Below are 12,613 nucleotides of genomic sequence, written 5' to 3'. Positions count from 1 at the left end.
GATGGTCTTTGGATCTTTTGAAAACCACCCCACCAAAGACCTTGTTGCTGTTCATGGCGTGTTTCAGAGAGTGTTTGAAAAGTCAGTCTTGATAACATTCTGAAATTATAAAGGTTTTTGGTGAAGCTTTTTCCAAAAAGCTTCAGAAGACGCCGCCTTTTTAAAAAAAGGCGGCACCCAAAAACTTTTATTATTTTTTATCAATGAGTTATTTTCAAACAATTTCTAAGGCAGGTAGACCTTTGTGCTTCTGTCCTACAGGAACGAAATCGGGTCGATATCCACATCCACGCGCGCCCCGCGTTCGGGTTTCACACGTGACAGCCATTCGCGCATGATCGGCTGGACCGGGATGTTGCGCCGCGCGCGCAGCAACAGGCGTTGCCTGTGACGTCCGCGCAGGATGGCAAGTGGCGCGGGTGCGGGGCCAAGCACCTGCACACCATCAAGGTGCGGGGCCGCATGCCCCAGTGCGCGGGCGGTCATGTCGGCGGCTTCGGGGGTGTCAGCACTTACGATCAGGGCGACAAGGCGGCCGAAGGGGGGCCAGAAACCGGGGCGGCGCTGTTCGGCTTCCTGCTCCATGAAGCTTGTGAAATCGCCCGAAACCAGCGCTTCCATCACCGGATGGTCGGGCACATAGCTTTGCAACAGGACATGTCCCGCTGCCTCTGCACGGCCTGCGCGCCCGGCCACCTGGTGCAGCAGTTGCACCGTGCGTTCGGCCGCGCGCAGGTCGCCACCGCCAAGGCCAAGGTCCGCATCGACGATCCCCACCACCGTCAGGTGCGGGAAATGCCACCCCTTGGCGACGATCTGCGTGCCGATCACCAGGTCGATTTCGCGACGGGCGATGCGTTCGACCGCGTCTGCGGTGGCCGCAGGACCGTGGAGTGTATCGCTGGCCATTACCAGGATACGGGCGTCGGGAAAGGTCGCGCGCGCTTCTTCTGTAATGCGTTCGACGCCGGGGCCTATGGGGGTCAGGCTGTCTTCGGCGTTGCATGACGGGCATGCGGGCGGCATCTGTTCGTTATGCCCGCAGTGATGGCATGTCAGGATATGACGCGCGCGATGTTCCACCAGCCATGCAGTGCAGTTCGGGCACTGCATCCGGTGCCCGCAGGTGCGGCACAGTGTCAGCGGCGCATAGCCACGGCGGTTGAGGAACAGCATCGCCTGTTCCTGCCGCTCGATCGCATCCCTGATCGCGCCGGTCAGCACGGGGGATAAAAACAGCCCGCGTTCGGGCGGGTCGGCACGCATGTCGAGTGTCCGCACCTGTGGCATGGATGCATTGCCATGCCGCGCGCCCAGACGCAGGTGGCGGTACCGTCCCGCGCCGACATTGGCCAGTGTCTCCAGGCTGGGCGTCGCGGAAACCAGCACGATGGGGGCCGCGTCCATGCGTGCGCGCACCACCGCCATGTCCCGCGCGTTGTAGGTGACGCCCTCTTCCTGCTTGAAGGAGGTTTCGTGCTCCTCATCCACAATGATAAGGCCAAGGCGTGCGAACGGCAGGAACAGGGCCGAACGCGCGCCCACCACCACCCGTGCCGCGCCATCGGCGACCGAACGCCACGTCACGCGCCGCAACCTCGTGCCAAGGTCGGAATGCCACAATGCGGGCTGTGTGCCAAAACGCCGCGCGAAACGTCCCGTCCATTGTGATGACAGCGCAATTTCAGGCAGCAGGACCAGCGCCTGCAATCCTTTTTCAAGGCATGCGGCAATGGCCTCCATATAGATTTCGGTTTTGCCCGATCCTGTCACCCCTTCAAGCAGCGTGATCGAGAACCGGTCCTCCGCCACCGTGTTGCGCAGGGCGCGCGCGACGTCGGCCTGCTCCCCCTCCAGCACGGGGGGGGCGTGGGTGGGGTCGGGCATGCCAAAGGCGGGGGGTGTCGGCAATGCCACTTCACGCAGGCAACCCGCCTGTGCAAGGCCACGCACGACGCTGGCCCCGACACCCGCCCGGTTTGCCAGTTCGGTTGTGGATAGTGGCGTCCCGAGACGCGCGATCTCAAGAACCCTGTGCCGTGCGGGGGTCAGGCGCAGGTCAGGGGGGAGCGTGTCCGTGACCGCCCATCCGGCGGCTGGACGCGGGGCGGCGGCCATGGCATTGGCCCGTAACGCCATGGCCAGCACCATGCCCGGCGGTGATAGCGTATAGGCCGCGACCCAGTCGATGAACTGGCGCAGGGCGGCCGGCAGGGGGGGCAGGTCCAGCCGTGCGCTGACGGCGCGCAGGCGGCCGGTGGCGACGGTGGGCATGGGCGGCGGCATGAATTCAGGGGGCAGGCGCAGATGTGTGTCCCACACCACGCCGGTTTCGGTGCGTCGGCCCAGGGGGACTGTCACGATATCCCCGGGATGCAGTGTGCCCGCCGGGGGCATGCGGTAATCCAGCGCACCAGCGAATGGCAGCGGCAGCATGACGCGCACCCGTTGTGGCGCGTTCTGTGCCCCGTCTCGTGCCCCGTTTCGTGCCCCATCCCGTGTCCTGTCGCGTGCCCCGTCATGGGGCGTGTCATGGGCAGGATCAGGACGCGCATCGGCGGAGGCGGCAGGCGAGTCCGGTTGCGACTCCAGCAGGTCGGGCATGTGGTTACGACGCGGCATGAATGTTTTCTAGCGTCGTGGCGGGCGGATGTCTTGCCTGCTGTTGCATGGGGGGGCACATGGGATCATGAACGCGGTGTACAGCCAGACATAACAGGCTGGGCATAAAAGACCGGGCATAAAGGGGACGACGCGCCATGATGGCCATGCAGGCATGCGCATGTTTTCTGGACTGGATGGCCGATGAACGCCGTGCCTCCCCCCGCACGACCGAGGCCTATCGCGGGGACCTGCACCGCTTCCTCGATTTCCTTGGCGGCCATCTGGGCGGGGAGGTTGATGTCGCGGCACTTGATGCACTCAGCCTTGCGGACCTGCGGGCATGGCTGGCGTTTGAACATGACCAGGCGTTGCGCCCGCGACCGGGCCATCGTGTCACGACCCGCGACCGCGCGGCCCGAACGCGGGCGCGACGGGTTTCGGCCCTGCGTTCGTTCTTTCGCTACCTTGCGCGGCATCATGGGGTGGATAACCCCGCGCCTGCGCTGCTGGCGGCCCCGCGTGTAAAGAAAACCCTGCCCCGTCCCCTGAGCCATGAAGACGCGCTGGAGGTGCCGCAGGGCGTGGGCGAAATCGCGCATACCCCCATGGCCCGCATGCGCGACGGTGCGCTGTTCCTGCTGCTATATGGCTGTGGTTTGCGTATTTCAGAGGCACTGTCGCTTGATGTGGCGGATCTTGACCGCGCCATGGCGCTTGGTGGGGGCGCGGACGAAGGTGTGCTGCGGATCATGGGCAAGGGGGGCAAGGAACGTATGGTGCCCCTTCTGCCGGTCGTGGGCCGCGCCCTGCGTGAATGGCGACGCCATCATCCCGCGCCGGTTGCCGGGGCGCCACTGTTCCCCGGTGTGCGCGGTGGCCGACTGCAGGCAGCCGTGGCGCAGCGCGCGATGCGGACGTGGCGGCATATGGCGGGCCTGCCGGACCATGCAACCCCGCACGCGCTGCGTCATTCATTTGCAACGCACCTGATGGAAGGGGGGGCGGACCTGCGTGTGATTCAGGAATTGCTGGGCCATGCCAGCCTGTCCACGACGCAGCGTTATACCCTGGCCGATGAATCGCGCCTGCTGGACGTATGGACACGCGCGCACCCGCGCGCCGGGGCATGAGGGGACTGTCGCAGCATGATGGCCCGTTGGTATCCCCCGGCGTGGCGTTTCATATGCCCGTCAGGCGGTATCGGGTGTGATCGGGTGGCCCCGTTGCGGCCCGGATGGGGGATGGGGAAATAATGGGGCACAGCCCTGTCCGCGAAAGCCCTGTCCGCAAAAGCCTTGTCCGTGCGCAGATGAGGGATAAGGATATCCCAGCAGGAAACCGGAGTTTTTGATTGTCATGAACCAGCTTCCCAGACAGCCCTATCCCCCGATCGAACCCTATGACCACGGATATCTTGATACCGGGGATGGGCATCGGGTTTATTGGGAATTGTGCGGCAATCCCGATGGCATACCCGTCGTGTTCCTCCATGGGGGACCGGGGGGGGGATGTTCCGCGTTGCAACGGCGGATGTTCGATCCCGCGCGCTATCGCATCTTGCTGTTCGATCAGCGTGGGTGTGGCCGTTCGAAACCGCATGCCGCGCTGGATAACAACACGACATGGCATCTGGTGGGCGATATCGAACGCCTGCGTGAAATGACGGGTGCGCCCGCATGGATGGTATTCGGCGGGTCGTGGGGATCGACGTTGGCGCTGGCCTATGCGCAGACGCATCCCGACCGGGTCAGTGCGCTTGTGCTGCGTGGGATCTTTACCCTGCGGCGGGCTGAACTGCTGTGGTATTATCAGGAAGGCGCGTCATGGCTGTTTCCCGACAGGTGGGAACGGTTCATCGCCCCCATCCCGCCTGACGAACGCGATGACCTGATCGCGGCCTATCGCAGGCGTCTGACCGGCCCGGAAGGGGAGGAACGTGACCGTGCCGCCCTGGCGTGGAGCCTGTGGGAGGGGGAGACGCTGACGCTTTTGCCGGTGCCTGACATCGCGGCGCAGCATGCTGACATCCGCTATGCCCTCGCATTTTCACGTATCGAGAATCATTATTTTGTCCATGGCGGCTGGCTGGAGGAGGGGCAGTTGATTCGCGATGTCGGGTTGATCCGCCATATTCCCACCGTGATCGTGCAGGGCCGCTATGACGTGGCCACGCCCATGCGCACGGCATGGGATCTGCACCGTGCATGGCCGGAGGCGACGTTCCGGCTGGTTGATGCGGCGGGACACGCCATGTCGGAAGAGGGGATCATGGCCGCCCTGCTGGATGCGACGGATTCGTTTGCCGACCGGCTGTAACGATGGCCATCCCCCGCCATTTCCGTCCGGTATGTGGTGTCGTGGCCGGCCTGGCCATGCTGCTCGCCTGCGTGCAGGTGCCGCCGGTCCGTCATGCCCATGCACAGGATGCGGCGCGACTGTGTTCGCGCCGTCATGTCGCGCAGGTGCCGTTGCGTAATGATGGCGGGTATCTGTCGATTGTGGCGCAGGTGGCCGGGCGTGACCTCAGCCTGCTGGTGGATACAGGGTCCGATGGTGGGTTGCTGACACCGGAAATGGTGCATCGCCTGCGCCTTGCCCTCGACCCGGATCAGCAGACGGTGGTCCATGGGACAGGCGGCACCGCACATGCCACGCCCAATGCCATCGTGCCGGATCTGCGCATTGGCGGGATTGATTTTGGCGTCATGTCCGCCCCGGTGGGTATCCTGCCGGGACAGCCGATGATTACGCCCCCTGTGGGGGGGCTGCTTGGCGGGGATATCCTGTCGCGCTTCGACCTCGACATGGATGTCCCCAATGGGCAGCTTGGCCTGTGGGAGGTGCATGCGGCCTCGCTGGCCTGCGCACAGCCCCCGGCCTGGGCGGGATGGTATGACACCCTGCCGCTGCAACGTCAGGAAAACCGGTTCATGCTGAATGTGCGTATCAACGGGCAACCGGTGATGGCGCTGCTCGACAGTGGTGCGCGCTCCCGTATTGTCTCGCCCCATGTGGCGGCCCGCCTTGGCGTGCCCGCACAACAGCTTGAGACCGATCCCGGCGGGATTACCAGCGGGATTGACGGGCATGAGGATGTCTATCACTGGCATCGTTTCAGCAGCCTGCAGATCGGTCATGAACTGGAACGCAATACCGTCATGACGGTGGCCCCCCTGCGCGAAGGGCTGGAGATGCTGCTTGGATCGGACTGGTTTGCGACGCACCGGGTCTGGATTTCATATGCGACGGGACAGGCGTTTGTCAGGCCCGCGCTGCATACGCCCGTACCTGCCCGTCTGGCGTCTGATCCCGTCATGATGCCGGTGGCGCCACGTCATGCGCCCCATCCCGCATCCGGCACGCGGCCATAGGGGCGGCACCCTGGTACGAAGCCTCATATGGCTGGTGGAGATTTTTAAAAACCTCCGAAATACCAGATATCCCCAAAAGACTGTTTGAAAGGGTAAGACCGATAAGATCGGAAAATGATGAAAGTTTCTGGTGAAGCTTTTTTCAAAAATCTTCAGAAGGCACCGCCTTATTTCAAGAAAGGTGGCACCGAAAAACTTTTATCATTCAGTGGGATGCCGGCTCTGATTTTTTAAACCGCGTCCCTGACGCCTCTGTGCAGGCTCCTTGTGTGATGTGGCGACTGGCAGCCCCCGTTCCCCGGGGACGGGAAACGGGGGCGTGTGTCGATCAGCCCTTCAGGTGGGCATTGCACACGCTGTAATACCCGCCACCGCGTTCGATCCAGCGCAGGCCGCCATTGGCATTGGTCGATTTGTTCGCGTTGTACTGGTCAAGGCAGGTATGCAGGCGGGCCTTGCCTGCCGTTTCCTTGGCGTATTTGGCTGAAACCGCGCTGGGCAGGGTGGCATTCGTCGCGACCGGGGCGGTGGCTGCGGGCGTTGCCTGTGCTGTCGTCGCGGGCTTGGGGGCTTCGGCAGGGGCCGTGGTGGCTGCGGCGGGGGTGGCCGGTGCCGCGGTCGTGGCCGGGGTGGCGGCGTCGTCGCACTGTGCGGTCTTGAACGCCTTATAGGTCTGCCCGTTCAGGGTGCCGGCGGTGCGGGCGGCCACGAATTTCTGGTGGCAGGCCTTTGACGTCTCGCGGGCATGGCCGGTGGCGGGGGAGAGCGCCATTGCAGCAGGCAGGCCCAGGGCCATGGCTGCGGTCAGGTAGGTGCGGCGGGAAAGAATCATGAAAAAACAGTCCTCCGATATGATGCGCCAAGGCGATGATGAAACCAGGGCGATGATGAAAACGGTGGGTGATACGGCCGCGCCGGGCAGGCGCTATAGCGCGCTGTCGCCAGTTTCACGGGTGCGGATGCGTACCACGCTTTCAAGGGGGGTAATGAAAATCTTGCCGTCGCCGATCTTGCCGGTATGGGCGGCCTGCACGATGGTTTCGATGGTCTGTTCCACAAGGTCATCGGGCACCGCGACCTCGATCTTGATCTTGGGCAGGAAGCTGACATGGTATTCCGCGCCGCGATAGATTTCGGTCTGGCCTTTCTGGCGCCCGAATCCTTTGACCTCCGATACCGTAAGACCCTGGATTCCCAACGGGGTCAGGGCCTCGCGCACGTCGTCGAGCTTGAAAGGCTTGATGATGGCTGTAACAAGCTTCATCGCACCGTATCTCCATTCCTGTCGTTGCGGACGGGGGCAGTATTATATCGGGGGCCAGTATATCGTTCGTGCATCCGGTCCTATCCTATATCGCGAGTGTGCGCATCGTGTCATCCGATTACGTCACCTGTCGGTGCGTGTCGTTTGGACAGAGGGTGCGTTGCATGCCATATCTGCGGGGCACAGCGCGTGAACACCCCGGCAGGGTCCGGGGTTCCCCCACGGTGGCCACGATCAGGATACAGGAAGACCATGAGCGAACACATGACAGCCCCCCCGTCCCCCCCGGCGGCCGCGATGGAGGTGGATGTCTGCATCGTGGGGGCTGGCCCTGTGGGCGCGACCCTTGCGTGTCGCCTCGCGGTGGAGGGGATGCGCGTGGTCATCATCGACCGTGCGGCCCTGCCGCCGATGGAACATCCCGCCTTTGACGGTCGTGCCTATGCCATTGCGGCGGGGTCGCGCCGCCTGCTGGAGGCGGCGGGCGTGTGGCGGAACCTGCCGATGCCATCATGCGACATTCGCGAAATTCGCGTGACCGATGGCCGGCCGGGGCAGCGACCTTCACCATTATTCCTTGAATTCGGGCGTGAGGACGCGTCCGAGCCATTCGGGTCCATGATCGAGGCGCGTGCCCTGCGTGTCGCGCTGAACGCCACGTTGCACGCGACGCCGGGGGTAAGTGTCCTTGCCCCGGACGAGGCCACGGTCGTGCGCAAGGCCGATGGCGCGGTCATCACCACGCGCAGTGGACGCACGATTTCCGCCCGCCTTGTGGTTGCGGCCGAGGGACGGCGCAGTCCGCTGCGCACGCAGGCGGGCATCGTGGTGACGCGCCTGCCGTATCACCAGTGCGGGATCGTGTGTGCCGTGGCCCATGAACGCCCGCACGAAGGCCGTGCGCTGGAACATTTCCTGCCTGCCGGTCCCTTTGCGCAATTGCCCATGGCCGGGACGGCGGAACATCCCAACCTGTCCGCGCTGGTCTGGACGGATGGGGAAAAACTGGCCCATCGGCTTGCCGAACTGCCTGCTGATGCCTTCACCCATGAAATCCACCGGCGCATGGGCGACTGGCTGGGGGCGGTGACGCCGGTGGGACGGCGCTGGGTCTATCCGCTGTCGGCACAGTATGCGCAGCGTTATATCGATACGCGCCTCGTGCTTGTGGGGGATTCGGCGCATGGGATCCATCCCATTGCGGGGCAGGGGCTCAATCTTGGTTTTCGCGACGTGATTGCGTTGTCGGATATCCTGGCGGGCGTGCATGCGCGTGGCGGCGATGTGGGCGATCCGTCCGTCCTGCGGGATTATCAGGCGCGCTGCCGTCCGGCCAATATGCTGATGCTGGCGGCGACGGACGTGCTGGAACGGCTGTTTGGCAATGATAATCCCGTGCTGCGCCTGGCGCGGGATGTCGGGCTGGCGGGGGTGAACCGCATTACCCCGCTGCGCCGGGCATTCGCACGCCATGCCATGGGCCTGTAAGGGGCGTGGTGGCACCATGTCCACCAGGTGCGCTATGATTGCGCGATGATGATGTCCTTTCGCCTTTTCTGAACGGATGCCCCGACATGTCTGAACGTCAGCCTTCCGCCCCTTCGATGACCGAACAGCGTCGGCCGCCGGTCCTGCCGCCCACGCTGTCAGGTATTGATGTCGATGCCCTGTGGCATGAAATCGTGGAGCCGGCCTGCGGGTGCTGCGACCCGCTGGTGAAGGGGCTGCTTGCCACCGGGATACGCAACCACGCCACCTTTGGCGCGGCGCTGGCGGCGTTGATCGGGCGCAAGCTGGGCGATCGGGCGGTGGCGGATGATGCGTTGTCCGAACTGGTGACAGAAGTGTTTGAGGCGGACCCTGATATCGTTGCGGCAGCGGCGGCGGACCTTGTCGCGATTCGCGAACGTGACCCCGCGACCGGCAATTATGCGACGCCCTTCCTGTTCTTTAAGGGATATCATGCGGTGCAGAGCCATCGCGTCGCGCACTGGCTGTGGAACAACGGGCGTGAATATCTTGCGCTGCATCTGCAAAGCCGGTGTTCGGAACTGTTCGCGGTGGATATCCACCCTGCCGCGCGGCTGGGGCGGCGTATCCTGTTCGATCATGGTACGGGCATCGTCATTGGCGAAACCTCGGTGCTGGAGGACGATGTGTCCCTGTTGCAGGGGGTGACGCTGGGGGGAACCGGTAAGAATGTGGGGGACCGCCACCCCAAGGTGCGCCGTGGTGTCCTGATCGGGGCGGGGGCCAAGATTCTGGGCAATATCGAAATTGGCGAAGGGGCAAAGATCGGCGCGGGGTCGATCGTGCTGGAATCCGTCGCCCCCTATACCACCGTTGTCGGCAATCCCGCGCGTTCGGTTGGTACACGGCATTCGTCGCTTCCTGCCTTTACCATGGACCAGATGCTGCCGCCGCTTGACTATATCATCTGATGGCTGGACCCGGTGTGCCTGGTGGTGGCGATGATAGGGGGGACGGGGCAGAGGTCATTGTGATCGGCGGTGGCCCGGCGGGGCTGGCCGCGGCGGAAGTTCTGTCGGCAGCGCGATGTCGTGTGCGTGTGCTTGAACAATGTCCCACCGTGGGGCGCAAATTCATGATGGCCGGGCGTGGTGGCCTGAACCTGACGCATTCCGAACCGATGGCGCGGTTCATGGCGCGCTATGGCGCGGCGCGGCCCCACCTTGCCGAAGCCCTTGCGGCTTTTGGTCCCGATGACATGTGCGACTGGGCGCGGGAATTGGGACAGCCCTGTTATGTCGGCAGCAGTGGCCGGATCTTTCCCGTGGCGATGAAGGCATCGCCCCTGCTGCGGGCGTGGGTTGCACGGCTGGAGGGGGCGGGGGTGCGGATCATGACGCGGCATCGCTGGCTGGGCTGGGACGCGGCGGGGCAGCTCCGTGTGGCGGGGCCGGATGGGGCGGAGGTTGCATTGCGCGCCGATGCGCTGGTGCTGGCGACAGGCGGGGCAAGCTGGGCGCGGCTGGGTGCCAATGGGGCGTGGAGTGATATCGTGGCATCGCGTGGCGTGGCGGTCGCGCCATTCCGGCCCGCCAATTGTGGTTTTCGCATCGGCTGGTCCGATCTGATGCGCGCACGTTTCGAAGGTGCGCCGCTGCATGGGATTGCCATGCGGATCGGCGAAACCCACGCACGGGGGGAGGCCGTTGTCACCCGAAACGGGATCGAGGGGGGCGTCGTCTATGCCCTGTCCACGCCCATCCGCGATGCACTTGCGCGCCAGCAGGGGCAGGTGCGCATCCATATCGACCTGCGCCCCGACATGGATATCGCACAGGTGACGCAGCGCCTTGCCCGCGTGCGGGGACGGGAAAGCGTGTCGAACCTGCTGCGCAAGGGGGTGCGCCTGTCGCCCGTCATGCTCGCGCTGCTGCGTGAGGGCGGGGGCGTCAACCTGCCGCGCGAACCACGGGCGCTGGCGATGCTGCTCAAGGATGTGCCGCTGGTGGTGGAGGGGACGGACGCTATCGACCGCGCGATTTCGGTGGCGGGTGGCGTGCGCTGGGACGATGTGGATACGCGCCTGATGCTGCGCAAGCTGCCCGGTGTGTTTGTCGCAGGCGAAATGGTGGACTGGGAGGCACCGACCGGTGGCTACCTGTTGCAGGCCTGTATTGCGATGGGGCGTTGGGCTGCGGCCGGTGCGGTGCAATGGTTGCGCGACACCCCCAAGGGGCTGTATCCGTCAGCCCCATGACGGTAGCGATCACGATTGGGGAACGACGGGGGGCCACCGCAGGGGACGCCCCCGTCACGATGGACCTTGCGGAACTGCTGTCCACGCGCCTGCTGGTGCAGGGCAATTCGGGGTCGGGCAAGTCACACCTGCTGCGTCGGCTGCTGGAACAGTCCGCCCGCCTGGTGCAGCAGGCGATCATTGACCCCGAAGGCGATTTCGTAAGCCTGGCAGAGCATTATGGCCATCTGGTCATCGACGCCGCCGAACATACCGAGGCCGCGTTGCAGGCGGCGGGCGAGCGCATGCGCGTGCATCGTGCCTCTGTCGTGCTGAATCTGGAAGGCGTGGACGCAGAGGTGCAGATGCGTCGTGCCGCGGCCTTTCTGGGGGGCATGTTCGAAGTGCCGCGCGAATACTGGTATCCTGTGGTTGTCGTGGTCGATGAGGCGCAGATGTTCGCCCCCGCCGCCGCGGGCGAGGTTTCGGACGAGGCGCGGCGGGCATCGCTGGGTGCGATGACCAACCTGATGTGCCGTGGGCGCAAGCGTGGGCTGGCGGGTATCATCGCGACGCAGCGCCTGGCGAAGCTGGCGAAGAATGTCGCGGCCGAAGCCTCCAACTTCCTGATGGGGCGGACCTTTCTCGATATCGACATGATGCGTGCGGCCGACCTGCTGGGCATGGAGCGCAGGCAGGCCGAAAGCTTCCGCGACCTGGAACGTGGCTGTTTCGTTGCCCTCGGCCCCGCCATCAGCCGTCGCCCCCTTGCCGTGCGGATCGGGGCGGTGGAAACCGAAAGCCGTTCCGCCGGGCCTGCGCTGATGCCGTTCGAGCCCACCGCCCCGGCGGAAGAAATCCGCGAACTGATCCTGACACCCGTTCCGGAACGTGAACTGCCTGCGCGCGCGCCGCGTCCTGCCACCCCGCCGCCCGATATTCTGGCCCAGCTTGCGGCGCATGCCGATGTCGCCCGTGCCGAGGCAGAGGTCGAGGTCGAAGCCCCGCCCGATATCGATCCCGTGGAGCAGAAACAGCGTTTCGCCGCGATTCTTGCTGATATCTTGCAAGATGAGGAGGCCGGATTCCGGCCGGTCCATGTGCTGTATCAGGATTTCCTTGTCCGTTGCCGGATCGAGGGGATGGGGCGGCAGGCGTTGGACATGCCGCGTTTTCGCCGCGCACTGGCCACCGCACGCGCCGGTGTCGACGCCCGCATGGCACAGACGGATGTGTGGAAGCAGGCTGAACAGATGGCCTCGGCCCTGCCTGAGGACGTGCAGGGGATTTTCCTGCTGATTGCCCGCAGTGCGCTGGAAAAACTGCCCTGCCCATCGGATGCAACGATCGCGCGTGCCTATGGCACCCACTCGCTGGGTCGGGCGCGGCGGCAGTTGACCTATCTGGAGGAACAGAACGTCATCGTCCTGCGCATGGATGGGATGGGCCGCCGCAGTGCTGTCATCGTCGGCCTTGGCTGGGAAACCGCCCCGGCATTGCCCGATGCACCCGCGTAAGGGGTGAAAGGCACTCATCCCGAAAAGCTTCGGCGACTGTCGTTGCACAAAGCGTCAAAAGGCGGTCTTCGGTTGAAAAAATAACACCCAGGTACTTTTCTGGGGGATGGCAAAAGTGTGTTCGCAGCCAGTCTGGAATGCGCATCGGGAT

The 12,613-nt window shown here is 64.4% G+C and carries 10 protein-coding genes; 7 read left to right on the top strand and 3 right to left on the bottom strand.

Annotation, left to right across the window (positions count from 1 at the left end; translation table 11 throughout):
* Positions 1-255: 255 nt before the first annotated feature.
* Complete coding sequence (locus tag IFJ82_RS13465; RefSeq protein ID WP_239026134.1) at positions 256-2,436, bottom strand: primosomal protein N'; 2,181 nt, start codon at positions 2,434-2,436, stop codon at positions 256-258.
* 323 nt (positions 2,437-2,759) lie between these two features.
* On the opposite strand from IFJ82_RS13465, the gene IFJ82_RS13460 reads away from it, so the two are divergent.
* The 3 genes from IFJ82_RS13460 to IFJ82_RS13450 all read left to right on the top strand — a co-directional run bounded on the left by IFJ82_RS13460 (position 2,760) and on the right by IFJ82_RS13450 (position 5,975).
* Positions 2,760-3,734: a tyrosine recombinase XerC gene (locus IFJ82_RS13460; RefSeq protein WP_003617844.1), complete on the top strand. Its 975-nt coding sequence runs from the start codon at positions 2,760-2,762 to the stop codon at positions 3,732-3,734.
* A gap of 226 nt (positions 3,735-3,960) precedes the next feature.
* Positions 3,961-4,920, top strand: coding sequence for a prolyl aminopeptidase (gene pip, locus IFJ82_RS13455; RefSeq protein ID WP_192264899.1), 960 nt, complete (start codon positions 3,961-3,963; stop codon positions 4,918-4,920).
* A 2-nt stretch (positions 4,921-4,922) separates the two neighbouring features.
* Complete coding sequence (locus tag IFJ82_RS13450) at positions 4,923-5,975, top strand: retroviral-like aspartic protease family protein (protein WP_192264897.1); 1,053 nt, start codon at positions 4,923-4,925, stop codon at positions 5,973-5,975.
* Positions 5,976-6,303: 328 nt separating this feature from the next.
* Here IFJ82_RS13450 and IFJ82_RS13445 read toward each other — a convergent pair whose 3' ends face one another.
* Positions 6,304-6,807, bottom strand: coding sequence for a hypothetical protein (locus IFJ82_RS13445; RefSeq protein ID WP_062808599.1), 504 nt, complete (start codon positions 6,805-6,807; stop codon positions 6,304-6,306).
* 93 nt (positions 6,808-6,900) lie between these two features.
* On the bottom strand, positions 6,901-7,239 hold the full coding sequence (locus IFJ82_RS13440; RefSeq protein ID WP_003617852.1) for a P-II family nitrogen regulator: 339 nt from the start codon (positions 7,237-7,239) through the stop codon (positions 6,901-6,903).
* A 252-nt stretch (positions 7,240-7,491) separates the two neighbouring features.
* On the opposite strand from IFJ82_RS13440, the gene IFJ82_RS13435 reads away from it, so the two are divergent.
* The 4 genes from IFJ82_RS13435 to IFJ82_RS13420 all read left to right on the top strand — a co-directional run bounded on the left by IFJ82_RS13435 (position 7,492) and on the right by IFJ82_RS13420 (position 12,462).
* Positions 7,492-8,727 carry a UbiH/UbiF/VisC/COQ6 family ubiquinone biosynthesis hydroxylase gene (locus IFJ82_RS13435; protein WP_175575119.1) on the top strand — a complete coding sequence of 412 codons (1,236 nt, stop codon included), beginning with the start codon at positions 7,492-7,494 and terminating at the stop codon, positions 8,725-8,727.
* 86 nt (positions 8,728-8,813) lie between these two features.
* Complete coding sequence (gene cysE, locus IFJ82_RS13430; RefSeq protein ID WP_062809785.1) at positions 8,814-9,680, top strand: serine O-acetyltransferase; 867 nt, start codon at positions 8,814-8,816, stop codon at positions 9,678-9,680.
* The gene (locus IFJ82_RS13425; RefSeq protein ID WP_192264896.1) at positions 9,680-10,966 is read left to right on the top strand and encodes a TIGR03862 family flavoprotein; all 1,287 of its coding nucleotides are present in this window, start codon (positions 9,680-9,682) and stop codon (positions 10,964-10,966) included. Before cysE ends, IFJ82_RS13425 begins: the two co-directional genes overlap by 1 nt.
* Positions 10,963-12,462, top strand: a complete 1,500-nt coding sequence (locus IFJ82_RS13420; protein ID WP_192264894.1) for an ATP-binding protein — start codon at positions 10,963-10,965, stop codon at positions 12,460-12,462. The genes IFJ82_RS13425 and IFJ82_RS13420 overlap by 4 nt, the downstream gene beginning before the upstream one ends.
* The last annotated feature ends 151 nt before the right edge of the window (positions 12,463-12,613 follow it).

This window comes from Novacetimonas hansenii, from assembly GCF_014843995.1.
Lineage (GTDB): Bacteria > Pseudomonadota > Alphaproteobacteria > Acetobacterales > Acetobacteraceae > Novacetimonas > Novacetimonas hansenii.
The sequence above is the reverse complement of the archived record's forward strand: the minus strand, read 5'-3'. Positions and strand labels throughout refer to the sequence as shown.

Bases quoted from the DNA above. Each gene is read 5' to 3' on its own strand.
- IFJ82_RS13465 (WP_239026134.1), bottom strand. From the start codon at position 2,436: ATGCTGCCGCTGCCATTCGCTGGTGCGCTGGATTACCGCATGCCCCCG.
- IFJ82_RS13460 (WP_003617844.1), top strand. From the start codon at position 2,760: ATGATGGCCATGCAGGCATGCGCATGTTTTCTGGACTGGATGGCCGAT.
- pip (WP_192264899.1), top strand. From the start codon at position 3,961: ATGAACCAGCTTCCCAGACAGCCCTATCCCCCGATCGAACCCTATGAC.
- IFJ82_RS13450 (WP_192264897.1), top strand. From the start codon at position 4,923: ATGGCCATCCCCCGCCATTTCCGTCCGGTATGTGGTGTCGTGGCCGGC.
- IFJ82_RS13445 (WP_062808599.1), bottom strand. From the start codon at position 6,807: ATGATTCTTTCCCGCCGCACCTACCTGACCGCAGCCATGGCCCTGGGC.
- IFJ82_RS13440 (WP_003617852.1), bottom strand. From the start codon at position 7,239: ATGAAGCTTGTTACAGCCATCATCAAGCCTTTCAAGCTCGACGACGTG.
- IFJ82_RS13435 (WP_175575119.1), top strand. From the start codon at position 7,492: ATGAGCGAACACATGACAGCCCCCCCGTCCCCCCCGGCGGCCGCGATG.
- cysE (WP_062809785.1), top strand. From the start codon at position 8,814: ATGTCTGAACGTCAGCCTTCCGCCCCTTCGATGACCGAACAGCGTCGG.
- IFJ82_RS13425 (WP_192264896.1), top strand. From the start codon at position 9,680: ATGGCTGGACCCGGTGTGCCTGGTGGTGGCGATGATAGGGGGGACGGG.
- IFJ82_RS13420 (WP_192264894.1), top strand. From the start codon at position 10,963: ATGACGGTAGCGATCACGATTGGGGAACGACGGGGGGCCACCGCAGGG.